Origin of the sequence: Anaerospora hongkongensis, from assembly GCF_004339805.1 — a bacterium.
In the GTDB taxonomy this organism is placed as follows: domain Bacteria; phylum Bacillota; class Negativicutes; order Sporomusales; family DSM-15969; genus Anaerospora; species Anaerospora hongkongensis.
The window spans coordinates 60,239-77,421 of the sequence record NZ_SLUI01000009.1 but is presented as its reverse complement, the minus strand read 5'-3'; the positions used below and the strand labels follow the sequence as shown (position 1 = coordinate 77,421).

Below are 17,183 nucleotides of genomic sequence, written 5' to 3'. Positions count from 1 at the left end.
TTACTATCCTTCAATACAATATAGAACTGTCTCTAGAGTAGCAGGGGTATGCGCTCGCAAAAAGAATCGGTATCCAGAATTCATGCTTTCGATCAAACAAGGGATTTCCCAATAATGATTGGCATAATGATATACAGATATTGCCAGATCCGGCGCTTGCGTCATAATAAGTGTGGATGCGCCCCGTAACGCCGATAATTCAGCACCCTCAATGTCCATCTTTAGGAAGGTAACAGGAACACGTTTTATTACATCATCTATGCGAACCAATGGCAATACTTCACCAGATCCGCTGTCTGTCATTGAGCTGGAGCTTGCTGCGATGGTAAAACGAGCACTGCCTGTTTGTTCGGCCACCCCGCAGGGAAATAGATATGCTCTCTTTACAGCAGTCCCCAATTGATCTGCCTCGTAAGACAGCGCAGAAAAATTTGGTACAATCGGCTCAAAGCCAACGTAAGTTTCCAGATGATCGCAATATTGTAGAATGCTCTTCAGGCTATCCCCATTATAGGCTCCACAGTCTACGAAAGAAGAAAATCCCCTTTTCAGTGGAACACCTGCATTAAAATATTGTACAGGAAAATCTGTCTCCACACAGTTTTCATAGTCTCTCAGCAAATGTGCCCGAATACTGGAGACGTAAGTTTTACAGCTTTCTTCGTCCGACATCAGCGTCAGCGCATGCAGAATCTGCTCTTTATGCATCGTTACATAATCATTTCCAGGGTTTTCGTCCGAATTATGCTCAAATTGGATCTGTCTTGCAGTTACGCTTTGCACCACCCGACAATCGGAATAGCCCCATTCAAACAGGCTCTCCTTTATCGCCGCCATAATTCTTTTGGGAATTGTGATGGAGATATAGATCGTACAATTCTCTCGAAATGCAGGAGAAAGCGCGGCGTCATCCGGGTGGTAAACCGGGATTCCTTCCTTCAAGCTTCCAGGTTCTGCTTTTTGATCCAAAAAGGCGACAGGATTTACTCCATATTTGCGAAATAAAGCTAAATTTTCACTGCCAAACGCACCAGCTCCATAAAGAACGATGGGCTTGTCAGACAAAGTTTTCATAACCTCTCGAATAGAGATCGGCGCTGCAGCTTCCCTTTCCTGCAAAATAAGTTCCAGTTCCCGTAAGTATTTCTGGTGCATTCTTACCCTCCTGTTGTGCTAATTTTTTCAATTAATTCTTTTCGGTAAAAGTCCAGATTATCAACACACGAATATTTGGGCAGTCCACAATCCTTGCACGGCTTCAGAATACGCCTTCCCAGCTTCAGCTGCTGTAAACGAAACTTTCGCAACTGCTCCCCATTCCAGATTTCGCAGAGGGTTTCCTGCTGGATATTACCCAAGGCTGCTTCATTGCGCCAATCCACGCTGCAGGGAGATACACTACCGTCACATTTTATTGCTAATACCGAAAAAATTTGAGGACAAACCTCTTTTTCAGCTACGGCCTGCCCATATTGTCCTATTTCCTCGCGACCTGTTACCTGTGAATCAGGCAGAGCAAAGTCGGGCCAGATAGGATAAATATTTTCTACAAAAATATCATCGCACCAAGGGGAAAAAGTGGAAATAAACCGCTCCTTATCCCCCTCCATCTGTAGACTGGTACTGGCTATTTTAATGGTCAGCCGACAATTCTTTCTTACTTTTGAAAATTTCCGGATTTGATCTACAAACCCATCAAACTTAACAAAATGAGTGCCGGTGACCTGAGCATACTGCTCTGTGGAAAGCCCCTCCACGGAAATATGCAGATGGTCAAGTCCCGCGTCCACGAGACTTTTGCCCAAACTTTCAGTAAGCAACGCGCCATTGCTCGTTAAATCAATATATTCTGCCGCTCCACTCTTTTTTAAAAGACTAATCATATTGGAAAGCTGCGGATTTAACGTAGATTCTCCTGTCCCGTGCATATAGACTTTTTTTATTTTTTGGGGAAACGCCAGCATCTGCTCTACAATTTGCTCAAATGTTTCCATATCCATCCGATTAACAGAGAAGAGTGGAAAATCGCCGCTTCGGCTCTGTGGACAAAATGCACAGCGGAAATTACACAGCCGTGAGACCTCTATCAAAATGGTAAACGGCGCGGGCAACGGTACGACATCTTGTAGCGCAACGCGCTTCTGACTAAGAATGTGAGCCTTATAAGACATCGATTTCGGTGCCCTCCTCCACGTAATCCTTAAGAAATTGCGTAATTTCCTCAGCGTATTTTGTAGCAGTAATCAGAATGCGTTTCACCTTTCGCGCTTTTATTTCGGAAGGCGGCAGAATAGTTTTCTCAGATCCTAAAACGCAGTTTCCCCATTTAGCCGGATTCGAATCGAAAAATTCAATTTGCTCCGGCAGGCCGCCAAAAAAATTCTGATGCGCTTTCAGCATCGTTTCCGCGTCAATAGACAGTCCATAAATTCCTGTCTTAGGGTAACTTTCATCAGGGAAAAAGCGCTGTAGCAAGGCTTTTTGTTTAGCGGCTTCCTCATTACAAATAGCATTTATTTTCTCTATCCGGCTGATAATCGGCAGGTGCTGCGTGCACTTTCTTTCACAGTGGCCACATTTGATGCACGGAAGCGTTTCAAAGGGGTACTGACCATAAAACATCTTGCGATACTCATGGAAGTGTTTTTCATCGTATGAGGAAAGGATGTACTCATTGTAGGTTCCCATGATCTGGTTGACCGGTAATCCGGCGGGGCAGCCCCGGCAGTAATCGCACATAGTGCACAAGGGTTCTTCCGGTTCGGGGATTGCGGAAACAATCTCATGCCACAAGCTCTCGGACAAATGCTCTGTCCGGGAAATGGCAGATACTGCCTCCGTCAGGTCGCGCAGGTTATTCACACCAATGAGAATAGTACTGACTTCCTGGTGAGCCGCTACAAATTGAATCGCAGAATCTACTACTGAATTTCCAGCTCTGTTCAGAAACCGGAAATAGTCCGGATTTGCAGGTATCATCCCCCCCGCCAGAGGATTCATAATAGCTGTTCCCAGCCCGCTTCCCTTCGCCATCTTGAGCCCGTCCAAGCGGTGCCTGTAATTGATAGCGTTGAAGCCCAGGGTAACGCCCTCAAACAGACGATCATTAATAATTTGAGCAATTTCCTGTCCATCACAATGGGCAGAAAAACAAATATGCTCAACAAGCCCTTCTTCCTTTGCCCTCAGTGCTCCTTCATAAGGGCCGCCGGGAGCAATAATCTTCCGGTATTGCCCCACATCCAGCACACTCCACATGTGAAAAAAAGTGATTTTTTCCACGTGTAGGATCTTTAGCGCGGCCTCAATCCGGCGCAGCACATCACTAGCCGTCGGATCCATACTCAGCATGGATTTAGACGATACATAAAAATTTTGACCTTTCATTTCAGAAAAGGCTTCGCCTAAAATTTTGTCTGCCACCCCGGAAGCATAAGTGGGTGCTGTATCAAAATAATTCACGCCCATTGAAGCCGCTTTGAGGACTAACTCGACATTAGAGGAAAACAGAGCAGGGTCTGCAGACAGTCTGGCGGTGCCCATGCCGACCAGCGATACCTGCTTGCCCGTATCCCCATATGGTCTATAAAGCATGCTTTTCTTCCAACCTTTTCAGCAAAACTTCCCGGAACGGATCAATGTTGTCCATGGCAACCAGCTCATGATAGCGGCAATTGCAGCAGGGAGCTCCCCCTTTGTTCCCATAAGCAAGCAGCTTTTTCCGCAATGCAAGATACTCTTTTCCATTCCAGATGGAAAGTAGGGACTGATGCGAAGCATCCCCCATAACCAACCGGTTCTGCCAATCATTGCAGCAGGGGCTGATCACCCCATTTGAGTTAATCGACATAGTAAAAAAGGGTAAAGGGCATATCTCTTTATTGCATGCGGGATTCCCGTAAATATCTCTGGAACCATCCTCTGCACTGCCGTGCAACTCATACCATAGCGGAACTGCGTGCTCAATACACATCTTATGACAAATAGGGGAAAAAATTCGGTAAAACTCTTCCCGTTCTGTTGCTGAGTTACAAACAGCATCACTAATTTTTACAACAACCTGGGTATTTTGGCAAAGAGAGTAGAGATATTCAATATTCTGAACCAAACGCTCAAAGTCTATTGATACATCGGAAAACTCCTTATACTGTTGTGTGTTCAGCCCATATATAGAAATATTAATTAGTGTAATTCCAGCATCCAGCAGCTTCTCCGAGCGTTCTCTTGTCAGTAAAGAGGCATTTGTGGTGATTTCCAGCTTCTCGCTAACCTCTTTTTCTCTTGCATATTGAATGATTTCTTCCAGATTCTTATTAACAAGCGGCTCACCAAAACTAACAAAAGCAAGTGTTTTTACTTTATCAGGAAAAGCCGCCAGATCATCAATACACTTTTGGGCAAGAGAAACCGGCATAATACCTTGTGGCATGAGCTTTGCCGCCTCGCCGTTTCCATGCGGACAAAATGAGCACCGAAAATTGCAAATGCTGGAGGCTTCCAACAAAACCTTCAGCGGAGTTTTGAGCGGGATGTGATCCTCCAACTGAATTCGCTTAGTTTCCCCTTTTATTCCGCAAATCGCCATGTTAGCCTCCTTTCCTCGCAACATAGTTAGATAGCATAAAGTACAGTTTCAACATAACAGTCACTGTAATGGCGTAGATAGAACTGATAATCTGGCCGGAGATCCTTGATAATGCGAGGCAGTTCATATAAATCTTCAAGTTTATGATAAACGCATAAGGCAAGTTTGGGTTTGTGTTTTTTGATGATATGTGCTGCCCCCAGCAATGCCTGCTTTTCAGAACCTTCAATATCCATTTTAATGAAAGTCGGTATATCCTGTTTGTTCACAAAAAAGGAGTCAAGCGATGTAACAGGAATCTCGATATCCCCAACTGCAGACATGGTTCCAAATGATGTCGAGGTGGTAAACCGCAAAATTGTTTCTTCGCTCCACACTCCTTGTTGTATAAGAGAAATCTTATCCCTGTCTAAATTGCATTTTTCAATATTTATACTATCCGGTTCAAATCCGTAGATGTGTTGATATCTTCCTTTTGTTTGACGGATAAACGTTTCTGCAGTGTCTCCTGTATAAAAACCACAATCCACAAAAACTTCTGATTCAGTTAAATGAATTATTCCGGGTTCAAAATATTGATTGGCATATGGCTCATGGGGCATTGCTTCCCAAAGCAATAAATGACGGATTCTATCCAACAAAACTCGTTTTGAAGTATCATCCGCAAGGAAGTTCCACATCTCCCCATACCGTTCCACGTGAGGGAGGGGATTATCCGCATCTTGAATTGCCTCTAAAAAATAAACAGGAAGAAGAAGCTGCTCCGGCGTTACCACCGTCCCTTGAAATCCAATTTCTTTCAACCTTGCACAGATTTGGTCATAGTAATAGGCGTTATAGTTAGATGTTCCCATAACCACTATCCTGTTCGTATAGCTTGCATTCAGCGCTTCCGGCACGATTAAAGGAACGCCTGTAGTTTTATCTATGCCGCTGCGAAATGTATCGCAAAAGGCTTCTGCCTTGATTCCTTGCTTCAATAAATATTGATAAATGATTTGTCCTAAATGCCCCGAACCATAAATGACAAAGGGCTGAGAGCGAAGTGTATTCAGAAGAAAATCCAGCTTTTTCCGATGCTCTCCCTTAGCATATTCTTGCTTAATCTGAGCCAATTCTTCATAAAAGTTATCCATATATATAAACATCCTTTTACTTTCTAAGTTGTTTCGCCCAAAGAGCTAGCTGTCTGTCCTCTGGAAAATATGTATGGTAATGGTGGGGAGATCCTTTCGTGGGCTCATAGAAAATGAGCCCCGCATCCCCGGCACGCTCCTCAAGAAAGCAAGTCCTATCATCACCCACACAGGATAGAAACCAATCGGCCGGCGTATCTCCAAAAAAATCACCAAAACGATGTACTCGTTTCGGCTGGTGCATTATCCGGCTGCACCGCTCTAAAAAGCGCTGCCGATTTGTTTCAACAGAAAAACGCTGCAGCACATCCCGGCAAGCTGCTTCTCCCATATGAGCCATTAACTCCCGGTCTTCGTAGAGCCGCTGGATTGCCTTCCCATATTCTTGCGGATTTTTGACCAGTATCCCGGTTTTTCCATTCCTGATAATAACGCTTTCCACACACTGATTGAGGGCGACCACGGGGAGTCCCGCTGCCATTGCCTCCAGCAATGCATTTTCCGTAGCGCCAAAATGCTGTGGATTCAACAGATATCCAAATACGTCCATCCTTGATAGCAGTTGGGGGACATTATCGACCTGTCCATAAAAGGTAAACCGATCCTCAATTCCCTTTTGTTTTGCGGCAGAAAGAATCTCCTCCCGTGTAACAGGACTTCCCACCATCGCAAATTCTACGTTTGGAACAGTAACCGCAGCACAGAAGTCCACAAACTTTGGATGAAGCTTGCAAAAGCCATGTGTTCCTACATAACCTATTACAAATTTACCATGTGGCTCTCGTGAGCTTTGCGCAAACCGCCTCAAATCGCCCAAGCCATATACCACATCAAAATGTTCGCTTATATATTTGGCACCCATTTTTTGAATCTGCGGCAGTTGCAGGCTATACGGTGAAGCAAAAATCACTTGCTCGAAGCATTCTAAAAATTCAGCGCGCAAAGCGGGGAAATAGTTACCGGATACATGACACCAGAGCACGCTCCGAATGGGGATGTCAGGGAACTGATGTAAAAATTGGGTAAGTGCAGGATGATGAGTCCAGTTAAATACAACGATATCGGCCTCCGCCAACTCCCTCTTGATTTCCTCCTTATCTGTTGCAAAAAAGATACGAAAACCTTCCCTCTGAACTTTAGCAAGAGAGCTTTTATCGATCGGTTCTTCCAGGAGAAGGATAGACTGTTGGCGCCCACAGGTTCCCAGACCGGCGTAGGCAGAGCCGATACCCCCTCCCATATGCACAGCAATATGTAGGATTTTCATCTCATCTTCACCCACCTAGCTACACCTCGAATTGCCTGCTTTAGACCGTCCTGAAGCACATGGCCTGTTTCCTTAGTAAATCCTGTTGTACCGCCAGTTATGATTGCATGTATCACGACTCGTCTCCCTCAGTAAATATAGGCCCAGGCTTTGTCCTTTTCGCTCAGTATGTATGGTCCTGAGATAGGCCACTCAATTCCAAAAGCGGGATCATCAAACCGATAACCTTCTTCTGTATTGGGCTGATAAAACTGTGTAGTAAAATATAATACTTGTGTATCGTCAGTCAAGGATACATACCCATGGGCACAGCCTTTCGGAATATACAAACCAACCCCATTCTCTGCCGAAAGTGTTTCGCCAACCCACTCCCCATACGTCGGTGATTCTTTACGAACATCGACACACACATCAAATATCGCACCTTGTACACATGTGACCAATTTATCTTCGGACGCATTGCCGGATTGAGAGTGCAGTCCCCGGAGTGTGCCTTTGTTTCGATTGGTCGACAGATTTATTTGTGCAATATCGCCACATAGTCCTGCGGCCTCCAGTTCACGGCGGCAGAACATACGGGAAAACGTCCCGCGTTCATCGGCAAAAGGCTCACGTTTTACAACATAAACACCTGATATTTTTGTTGCTATAATGTTCACTCTCTACCTCCGGATAGCCTTAACGCAATAATCCCTGATACACAGCCGGTTCAGCGTTGCCTGATCGGCGTTCGGGTTTGCTGCCGTTAGCTTATCAAACAAGAACTTTTGATCAGCCTCCGATATATCTTCCATGTTAGTAGAAACAGTACATTCACTTGCACCAAAAAGCTTCAGGCACTCAAGAACTTCATGTAACGGTGTGCCCGCAGGAAGATCCGGGTCAGACGCCACCTCCAGCCCAATAGAACGCAAAAATGCACGATAATTATCGGTATTGCGGACTTTAAACAATAACATGCCACCTGGCTTAAGAAAGCCGTACAGATTTTGTAAAAGCCTAATCGGCATAGGATAGGTATTGATGGGTTCACCGATTACGACAACATCAAATATGTCATTGGCATAATACTGCTGTATGAAGTCAATTCTGTCGCACACAACTTCAGCATCCACCGTCTGTAAATCAAGAAAATACTTCGCATCCGTTGTGAAAGCATATGATATAACTTTTGCAATCCCACGCCGTTTCAAGCGGTTGCGTATCTCCAGGACCGGAGAACCGCAGCGTACATCAACCGCTAGGACCTTTACCGATTCTGGAAGATGAGCAGAATCAAGCGGAGCGAGAAGAGTCAGTTCTAAATTAACTATATCATCCCATGGATCAATACCATGATACTTCTCGCGGTAAACGGCACGGCCGCTTTCTAAACTTGCCTGATATGCATCAGGATCCTTATCCTCCATATTACGGAAATCGTGGTCATGACAAATCCACGTATCGCGACAGAGTACAAGTTTATAACCCATGCGCCGCATACGGATGCAAAGGTCATCCTCCGCAAAATCATAAAGGTAAGCGGCATCGTTTATACCAACATTATCTAAAACATCTCGTGAAAAAAGGTTAATCACACTGACGAGCCGCATACGCTCCTCCCATTTTGTCGGATCACTTTGATTAAACGCAGCAGCTTTTTTCTGCATATCATCAAGATCAGAAAAACCAAGATTGACTTCCTGCAGATTGGATACATTAGAAGAAACTGGCTCGACAAAACCAATTTTCGGGTCTGATTGATAGCACTTCAGCAGATTGGTTAACCAGTTTCGGGTTACATAAATATCATTAGATATATTTACAAGATATTTGCCTTTAAACATATTGATATAATATCGAAAAGGTAAAAATGTTCCGCGGTTCTGTGTCACATGAATGATCTTCTTATTTGGATAGTGTACCGACTGGAAAAACTCTAGCGTCCCATCATTGCTGCCATTATCGACTAGAATGAGTTCGTAATTCACATCTTGCGTATATTTCAAAATACACTCAACGCAATATTTAGTCTTATCCAGACGGTTATATCCCGTCACAACAATGGAGCATGTCGGCACATCTGGCTTGTCGTACATAAAATATGCGTTTCTACGATTTTCATATATACTAAAAGAATTTGGCCGTAGGGTGAATGTATCTGAATCTATGACAATTGTTTCAACATAGCAATCGTCCTTCACTGTATAATGCCTCCCTAAATTCCACTCATCCAGTACTATCATATGAATAAAGGGCATTTCATGCCCGATATATACTTAACCCCCAGATCCTGCGCATAATCTATGCACTTTAACGACCTTATATCACGTGTGGATATGTAATAATCGACATAGCTCAATAGCTCAATTTCATTTGCAAAAGAGTTTTTGTCTTCTATACAAACAATGGGGGCATTTATATTCGACTGAAGCATTTGCGTAATATATAAAATTTCCTTATTATAGCTTTCTATATTGGGAACCCATAAAACTAATGCTGCATCATCAGCCAAAGTAAATCGGTTAATAAAATCAGTAAGAACTTTATGCCAGATCGAGTAAGAACTTCCAAAGTCAGGGATGAATAAATATTTTGATTTGAACTTAGAAAACTCCGTATCTTTCACACCTTTACTCATTTGACATCGGAGCGACTCATGGTACAACAAATCAAGTCCTTTCAAGGAACTACTTTCAAAGAACTCCTTATTTTGCAAAATGTTTTCTTTCTCCCAGTACCACCATTTTATCGTATTAAGTTTATGAATAATTTCCTCTGAGAATCTATATTTGACAATTTTTGCAGGGTTGCCAGCAACAATTGCATATGACGGAACATTTTTTGTAACTACCGAATTTGCGGCAACAATCGCTCCATTACCGATACAAACACCATCTAATATCGTAGCGCTTCGCCCTATCCATACATCATTCCCTATAATAATTTGCCCCTTACTCAGCTCTAAACACTCATGTTTCCAAGAAGAGCATATATTGGCAATTGGATATGTAGAAACATATCTATAATTATGGTCAAGATTAATTAAAAAACTAACATCATGAGCAATAGAACAATAATTACCTATCATCAAGTGGTTTGATTCTTTATGCAAGAACGTTTCAATTACAGCATTCGCCACATAACTCTTAATACCTAATGTAATAAGAGGGAATTCATTAAATTCGCCATCATTAACCAAAACAGTTCTTATACGATCTGCAAAACTTGTATCGGAAAAAGTACAAATCATCAAAATACCCCTTATCGTTCATTCCTCAGATTTCCAAGCACTTCTTTATCCCCTCTGCCAAAGCAACCTTTGCCTCCCAGTTGGGAAGCCGTGTGCCAACATACGGTTCCATGACCTCCCGGCGGCGGTATGTCCGTTCTCCCCAGCCAATATTTAGTCGTTTGCCACTGGCCACCTCATACAGAGCCGCAATTTCCCGCAAAGAATACAAGCGGTCAGGAGCAATACTATAGGATGGCATTTCATAATCCGGTAACACTTGAATATATTGTTCTGCCGTTAAGAAGGCGTTTACCACATCATCAATATAGACAAATCCCAACCGTTGTTCGCCGGGAGACATCTTTAACCGCTCACCGCCGGAGCTTACGCGCTTAAACAAGGTAAATAATTTAGACCTTGGATCATTAGGTCCGTAGGTATCCAGCAGTTTTAACGTAACCATCTTTAATAAACCGGCCCGGACATAATAGGCAGCCAGTGTTTCGAAAGCCTGCTTGGTTGCTGCATACAGATTAACCGGATTATAGGCTTCCTGCTTAAAATGCTGCCAGGCAGTGCCTGCATTTATTAAATGGGGAACCTGCGTTACCGCCATGGCTTCCAAAAGCTGCACACCAAACAGCAGATTGCTGTTCACCAGTTCTGCTATATCTCGACTCTCATGCTCGGCCGCAAACTTAGCTGCCAGATGAAACACCGTTTCAGGCCGTGCCAATTGAAAAATTTCTACTAATCCTGCCGTTGTACCGTCATGCTGATGAATCACAACAGGAAGACTGCTAATGTCAGATTGCTCCACCCGGGAAGTGGCCCGTGTAATAATATGGACTTCAACATCATTTTCGATCAATCTTTTTACTAAATTTGAGCCAATAAATCCGGTAGCTCCGGTTACAAGTACCTTATCCATACCATCTCAACTCCGAATACGTTCGTACTCCCTAATCTGCTCAACAGTAAAGGAAAACATATCACTTTGAGGCTTTTCATAATATTTTTTGTACCATTCAACAGTTCTTTTTATTGCCTCACTACATGAAAATACCGGATGCCATCGTAAATAAGCCTCGGCCTTGCTAATATCAAGTTTTAGCAAAGCAGCTTCATGCGGTTGCTTAACAGCTTCTTTTTCTACCCTTCCCGCTCCCCACTCCGTTATTGCCAACTTAAGAATCTCATCTACAGACAACACATCAGTATCTCTGGGGCCGAAATTCCAGGCACTGCTGTACCTTTCCGGCTCAATCAGCAATAGCGCTCCCAGCACTAGATAACCGTACAATGGTTCCAGCACATGCTGCCAAGGGCGGGTAGACAAGGGGTTTCTTATCCCCATAGGCTTGTCGGCTATGACTGCCCGGACAAAATCAGGCAATAATCGATCAATTGCCCAATCACCGCCACCGATTACATTCCCAGCCCTGGCGGAAGCCAGACCTATCCCGCTGCCCATGAGAAAACTGTTGCGAAATGCTGATACAACGAGTTCAGCGCAGCCTTTACTGGCACTATAGGGATCATAGCCTCCAAGAGGATCTGTTTCACGATAGCCGTAAACCCATTCGCGGTTTTCATAGCATTTATCAGTTGTAATAACAACAATAGACTTAGCTGTCCCAGTATTTTTAACAGCTTCTAAGACATTAACAGTGCCCATTACATTTGTTTCGAAAGTCTCCCTCGGCTGTAAATACGAGTAACGCACCAGAGGTTGAGCAGCTAAGTGAAAAACGATATCAGGCTTATAGGTTTTGAATACTGCGGTCAAAGCAGCATTGTCGCGAATATCGGCTTCTATACTGATTATATGCTTATCTAAGCTGCAAGCGCGAAACATAGCCGGCTCTGTAGGCGGCTTAAGCGCATATCCGACAACCCTGGCGCCTAGTGTATTCAGCCATACCGACAGCCAGGAGCCTTTGAAGCCACTGCAGCCTGTTACTAATACCGTCTGCCCGCAATAGGCTTTCTTAACTTGTTCAAAACTCAACTACATCCATACCTTCCAGGGAGCTTGCCCGCTCGCCCATAAACTCTCCAGGATAATTTTATCTCGCTGCGTGTCCATGCATTTCCAAAAGCCACTATGGTTATAAGCCATAATTTGCCCCGCCTCTGCCAGTTCGGTGAGGGGATGGCCTTCAAACGAAGTCTGATCACCTTCAAGGTACTCGAAAATTTCCGGCTCTAAGACAAAAAAACCACCGTTTACCCATGCATCCAAAGTCTTAGGTTTTTCAATAAACTCCAAAACGCTGGCATCCTCGTTAAGCCCTAAAACTCCGTATCTGCCGCTGGGCTGAACGGCCGTTACCGTGGCAAGCTTTCCATGGGACTTATGAAAAGCAACAAGTTCTTCTATATTAATATCAGCGACCCCATCACCATAAGTAAGCATAAAAGTCTCGTTGCCAATGTATTTTTGTATTCGCTTTATCCGGCCGCCGGTCAAAGTATCCAAACCGGTATTAGCCAGAGTAACTTTCCAGGGTTCCACCTCTGTACTGGAATGAGTGGATGTGCTATTGTTGGCTAGATCAAAAGTAACATCCGAACCATGCAAAAAATAATTAGCAAAGTACTCTTTAATCATATGTCCTTTATAGCCTAAACAAATGATGAAATCATTAAACTGGTAGTGGGAATATAATTTCATAATATGCCATAGTATGGGACGTTCCCCAATCTCAATCATCGGTTTAGGTTTCAGATGGGACTCTTCACTAATACGAGTCCCATATCCGCCGGCGAGTATAACAACCTTCATCATTAGTCTCCCCTCTTAGAAATTAAATTTTATGGTTCAACCTCAGAACTATGCTGCAATATTTCATTAACCCGCACTCTCAAACTGTCTGCATCTAGCTTGCCAATATTCCAACGCAAAAACTCATAAATATCGTTAACGCGGTAGCCTGCCTCATACGCCTTAAGAAAAGCCTCCGTAGCGGCTACGGGGTTATTCAAGCGGTGCAGACAGTATCCCTGATTAAAATACAGCCCCGAATGCACCTGAATGCCTGCGTACACAGAACGCTGCACAGCATAATCGTAATATTGCAGCCCAGCCTGATAATACCCTTCCTGAACAAACAGGCTGGCAACCGAAATGCCCATGCCGTTCGGGAATTGGTCAATAAGATTAAGCATCTTCTGCATTGCGTCATCACCGGCCCAGAAGATAAAAGTGCGCACCAAGTTAAGAAAAGCTGCTTTATCTTCTTCAGCAAATAATATAATATCGCCGCGATACGCTTTAAGGAGCTTGGCATAGGCAGACGGCAACTGTTCTGAAGCTTTCTCCATATACGCTCCATTACCACTTAACATTGCTGCTGTCGCCGACACTAGTGCCAGGCGCTCATCCCCATCCCTGCTATAGCATTCTAATAAAGCAGCAAATGCTTTATCATAATGCCCATTAGCCACTAACATTTGTAAAACCACGTAGTCTTGTTTTGGATACTTTTTTTCTCGCAAACTTGTATAGTAAGCCAGAACCTGGGGTACGGCATGGTTAACCAAGGAGGTCGCCAAAAAATCCAGATCGGCTTCATATTCAACGTCATATAAAGTGTTCAGAAAAGAAATTATATCCTGCAGCGGCTGCGACCGTATTTGCTTTAACAGCCGGTCAAAAGCAGTTGCATCATATTTGTCCAGTTTCAAGGTTTCCAGATAATACTCAATTGCTGTGCCAGCGTCATTACGGAATTCACTGATAACCGCCATAAGATTATACAATGTACCAAGATTGACGGCCAGAGAATTTACTTCGATATCCTGATAGTTTTCATGCAATTGTAGTGCTTGCCGCAGTTCAGTAAACGCAGCGTCATAGCATTTGTCATCATATAGCAACTTGCCTTTATAAAAATGAAACAATGGATGCTGGGGAAATTGCGTGATCGCGATATTCACTTCCCGCATAATCTCGTTCAAGGAATACCCAAGTTCCATCATCGCATCAATTAAAATATTGTATACCCGTACATTAAGATTTGTCAGTTTGGCACCCGTGTCTATAAACAAGCGAATGTAGGTAATGACCTTATCCCACTTGTCCAAGGTAAAATAAGTATCCGCGATATAATAATAATATTCCGGTTTTGCCGCGATATTGTCATCAACCTGTTTCAGCAACAGTTCCAGGTTTCGGCGCGCTTTTACCTGATTAACAGTCGCTGAATAGCCAGTGTGATGGATGAGCAGTTCCCCTTTATCAGCCAAGTAAGCATTTATGTTCCCGTCTTTGTCGCGGTAATGCAGCGCTTCATGAATCGGGTTGACATAGCGAAGCTGTTTATCCTTTTTAAATATCCGCACATGAACAATTTCACTGATAGTTTTTCCGTTGACTTCATCAATATTAATCATCCTGCAGGCTACAGCACCAAATGCCTTGTCCAGTTTTTCCAAACATGTACGCAGCTTCCCACCTGTGCCTTCCACAAAATACTCATCGGCATCCAAAAATACAATCCAGTCGCCTTTAGCCTTAGAAATAGCATAATTTTTCGCGGCGGCAAAATCATCAATCCAGGTAAAGTGAAAAACTTTCGCCCCAAGACTTTTGGCAATTGCCACCGTTTGATCTGTTGAGCCTGTGTCGACGACAATAACTTCATCCACTGCCGCACGATAGCTCTCTATACAACGGGCAATTACCTTTTCTTCATTTTTCGCAATCATGCAAGCTGAAATCTTCATTATGCCTACTGTCCTTTCTTTATAAATAGAGGCCAGAGTATACACTCTGGCCTCTATGGGTAGTAAAATATGGATTACCGGAGAAGCTGAAGCACGCCTTGTGGCTGTTGGTTGGCTTGTGCCAGCATAGCTTGAGCAGCTTGGGAAAGAATGTTGTTCTTTTGGAAGTTCATCATTTCTTTCGCCATATCTACGTCGCGAACGCGAGATTCAGCGGCGGTGAGGTTTTCACTCGAAGTGCCCAGGTTATTGATGGTGTGTTCCAAACGATTTTGAACGGCACCCAATTTGGAGCGTTCTGCCGATACCAATTCAATCGCATCGTTAATAGTGCTGACGGCGGCAGTAGCTTTGTCATAAGAACTAACGTCTAGCGCTTCAGCCTTGGAGTTGCGGACGCCGATATCAGTGGCTTTCATCGAGTTCATGCCGACCAAAATGCTTTGACCGCTGTTAGCGCCGATCTGCATGCTGAAAGAATTGCCAACAGCAGTAGATGCTGCTACCGCTTTCTTCACGCTGAGTGTGATGCTCTCGCCAACGGCAAGGTTATCCAGTGAACCATCAAGCGTAATGGTGCTGCCACCAAATGTAACAGTAGTGTTAGAAGCCCAAGCTGCAGTAAGAGTGGAATCTGCTTTTCCAATAGTAAAGCTTCCGGCAGTAGCTGTTCCCGAAACCAAAGTACGGGTAATGATGATAGTACCACTTTCTGCGATGTTGGTAACACTTGCAGAAGAAATACCAATCTTAGCACGGGTATTAAGCTGAATATTAGTCTCGGAAGCTGCAGCTTCTACAAGACCTTTCTTGCTGCCATCAATCAGCTTTTGGGTATTGAACTCGGTAGTATTGGCAATCCGGTCGATTTCATCAGTAAGAGCGTTGATCTCTTTTTGAATCTCGCCGCGGTCAACCTTGGTGTTGGTATCGTTACCAGCTTGAACTGCCAGTTCGCGCATTCTTTGAAGAATGCTGTGAGTTTCATTCAAGGCACCTTCTGCAGTCTGAATCATGGAGATGGAGTCCTGCGCATTACGTCCAGCTTGATCAAGACCACGGATCTGACCGCGCATTTTTTCGGAAATTGCAAGACCTGCAGCATCGTCACCAGCACGGTTGATGCGAAGACCGGAAGAAAGTTTTTCCAGCGATTTGCTAGTATTAGTGTTGTTAGAAGACAAACGGTTATAAGTATTAAGAGCTGCAATATTATGATTGATAATCATGAGTGTATTCCTCCCTGAAATTTCGATCTCAGGCATCCTTGCCCGAGTCATTTGAATGAATATCAGTCGGTTTTCCATCGGCCGCTGGAAAACCAGACTGTTAACATCCTCATATACTATATCGCGGGAGTTTTAACTCTGATTAAAGGTCGAATTTGTCGATTTTTGACTAAAATGTCCTTCGCTAATCGTTTTGCTTGTCCTAGCTCACTAGTTCGCCTCAAGTTAATAAAACTAAAGGAAATTTTAATAATTCCTAACGATAACCTATTTTTTGTGAAATCCTTTTAAAGCATCTAAAGCTGCCGGTATCTGCGGCACTGCAGCTTCTTTATTTTCCGCTGCTATGGCATCAAATATTTCTCCCCGGTATATCTTTATTTCTCTTGGTGCATCAATAGCAAGACGGATACTGTCGCCTTTAATATCAACAATAGTTACCACTACATTATCGCCAATAACAATACGTTCTCCAACGCGTCGGGTTAAAGCCAGCATATTATTTACCCCCTTGGGTCTTCTGATCCGGCAGACCATTAGGAAATAACAACTGTTTGGTTGTATATTCTACTTTTTCGAGAATAATTTGTTTGGCTTTACGATCCCGCCAATTGACGACAACCGGGGCAAGGAGATTGACAGTAGACTGCTGCAATGGCTCCTTGATGGATACGATATTGAAGATTTGAGGCGGATTCTCTGCTGATATGCCAATTTCTTTACTCCACTCATCGGAAAGTTCGAAAGTATATTCTGGTAGGAATGAAAACGGCTCAACAATTAAGAAGGTCAGATCTGCGTCATGTGTAGATTGAAGAAAACCAAAAGGACTGCCTGTCTCATACGGTAAAAAAGCAAATTCATTTTCATCAGGAAAACCTGGGATTCCCTGCTCGAAGTGTAGAATATTTTCACTTGAGATTTCTAGTTCACCAAAACGAGTGGATAGGATTTTCATTATTGCACCTCTTTTGTTTATTTTTAGATAAAAAGATGAGATTGCCATGTCGCTGCGTTCCTC

The 17,183-nt window shown here is 43.6% G+C and carries 16 protein-coding genes; all 16 read right to left on the bottom strand.

Annotated features, from left to right (window positions below; translation table 11 throughout):
• Nucleotides 1-3: 3 nt before the first annotated feature.
• The 16 genes from EV210_RS14095 to fliW all read right to left on the bottom strand — a co-directional run bounded on the left by EV210_RS14095 (nucleotide 4) and on the right by fliW (nucleotide 17,120).
• Nucleotides 4-1,155 carry an FkbM family methyltransferase gene (locus EV210_RS14095; RefSeq protein WP_132081798.1) on the bottom strand — a complete coding sequence of 384 codons (1,152 nt, stop codon included), beginning with the start codon at nucleotides 1,153-1,155 and terminating at the stop codon, nucleotides 4-6.
• A 2-nt stretch (nucleotides 1,156-1,157) separates the two neighbouring features.
• Nucleotides 1,158-2,171 (bottom strand): radical SAM/SPASM domain-containing protein, encoded by a 1,014-nt coding sequence (locus EV210_RS14090; RefSeq protein WP_132081795.1) that lies wholly within the window; start codon nucleotides 2,169-2,171, stop codon nucleotides 1,158-1,160.
• On the bottom strand, nucleotides 2,161-3,594 hold the full coding sequence (locus EV210_RS14085) for an aldo/keto reductase (RefSeq protein ID WP_132081792.1): 1,434 nt from the start codon (nucleotides 3,592-3,594) through the stop codon (nucleotides 2,161-2,163). The genes EV210_RS14090 and EV210_RS14085 overlap by 11 nt, the downstream gene beginning before the upstream one ends.
• A complete protein-coding gene (locus tag EV210_RS14080) occupies nucleotides 3,584-4,585 on the bottom strand; it encodes a radical SAM/SPASM domain-containing protein (protein WP_165898908.1) in 1,002 nt (333 codons plus the stop codon). The genes EV210_RS14085 and EV210_RS14080 overlap by 11 nt, the downstream gene beginning before the upstream one ends.
• 26 nt (nucleotides 4,586-4,611) lie before the next feature.
• Nucleotides 4,612-5,721 carry an FkbM family methyltransferase gene (locus EV210_RS14075; RefSeq protein ID WP_165898907.1) on the bottom strand — a complete coding sequence of 370 codons (1,110 nt, stop codon included), beginning with the start codon at nucleotides 5,719-5,721 and terminating at the stop codon, nucleotides 4,612-4,614.
• Nucleotides 5,722-5,737: 16 nt separating this feature from the next.
• Nucleotides 5,738-6,988, bottom strand: a complete 1,251-nt coding sequence (locus tag EV210_RS14070) for a glycosyltransferase family 4 protein (protein WP_132081782.1) — start codon at nucleotides 6,986-6,988, stop codon at nucleotides 5,738-5,740.
• Between the two features lie 128 nt (nucleotides 6,989-7,116).
• Complete coding sequence (rfbC, locus tag EV210_RS14065; protein ID WP_132081779.1) at nucleotides 7,117-7,647, bottom strand: dTDP-4-dehydrorhamnose 3,5-epimerase; 531 nt, start codon at nucleotides 7,645-7,647, stop codon at nucleotides 7,117-7,119.
• A gap of 3 nt (nucleotides 7,648-7,650) precedes the next feature.
• Complete coding sequence (locus EV210_RS14060) at nucleotides 7,651-9,171, bottom strand: glycosyltransferase (RefSeq protein WP_165898906.1); 1,521 nt, start codon at nucleotides 9,169-9,171, stop codon at nucleotides 7,651-7,653.
• A gap of 38 nt (nucleotides 9,172-9,209) precedes the next feature.
• Nucleotides 9,210-10,220, bottom strand: coding sequence for a CatB-related O-acetyltransferase (locus EV210_RS14055; RefSeq protein WP_132081773.1), 1,011 nt, complete (start codon nucleotides 10,218-10,220; stop codon nucleotides 9,210-9,212).
• Nucleotides 10,221-10,245: 25 nt separating this feature from the next.
• Nucleotides 10,246-11,133, bottom strand: coding sequence for an NAD-dependent epimerase/dehydratase family protein (locus EV210_RS14050; RefSeq protein WP_132081770.1), 888 nt, complete (start codon nucleotides 11,131-11,133; stop codon nucleotides 10,246-10,248).
• A 6-nt stretch (nucleotides 11,134-11,139) separates the two neighbouring features.
• Nucleotides 11,140-12,213 carry a CDP-glucose 4,6-dehydratase gene (gene rfbG / locus EV210_RS14045; RefSeq protein ID WP_132081767.1) on the bottom strand — a complete coding sequence of 358 codons (1,074 nt, stop codon included), beginning with the start codon at nucleotides 12,211-12,213 and terminating at the stop codon, nucleotides 11,140-11,142.
• Nucleotides 12,214-12,990 carry a glucose-1-phosphate cytidylyltransferase gene (rfbF, locus tag EV210_RS14040; protein WP_132082050.1) on the bottom strand — a complete coding sequence of 259 codons (777 nt, stop codon included), beginning with the start codon at nucleotides 12,988-12,990 and terminating at the stop codon, nucleotides 12,214-12,216.
• Between the two features lie 29 nt (nucleotides 12,991-13,019).
• Entirely contained in the window at nucleotides 13,020-14,933 is a 1,914-nt protein-coding gene (locus EV210_RS14035) for a tetratricopeptide repeat-containing glycosyltransferase family 2 protein (RefSeq protein ID WP_132081764.1), read from the bottom strand.
• A gap of 74 nt (nucleotides 14,934-15,007) precedes the next feature.
• Nucleotides 15,008-16,213 carry a flagellin N-terminal helical domain-containing protein gene (locus tag EV210_RS23335; RefSeq protein ID WP_279388506.1) on the bottom strand — a complete coding sequence of 402 codons (1,206 nt, stop codon included), beginning with the start codon at nucleotides 16,211-16,213 and terminating at the stop codon, nucleotides 15,008-15,010.
• Between the two features lie 216 nt (nucleotides 16,214-16,429).
• Nucleotides 16,430-16,660: a carbon storage regulator CsrA gene (gene csrA, locus EV210_RS14025; RefSeq protein ID WP_132081761.1), complete on the bottom strand. Its 231-nt coding sequence runs from the start codon at nucleotides 16,658-16,660 to the stop codon at nucleotides 16,430-16,432.
• Nucleotide 16,661: 1 nt separating this feature from the next.
• Nucleotides 16,662-17,120 (bottom strand): flagellar assembly protein FliW, encoded by a 459-nt coding sequence (fliW, locus tag EV210_RS14020; RefSeq protein ID WP_132081758.1) that lies wholly within the window; start codon nucleotides 17,118-17,120, stop codon nucleotides 16,662-16,664.
• Between the last annotated feature and the right edge of the window lie 63 nt (nucleotides 17,121-17,183).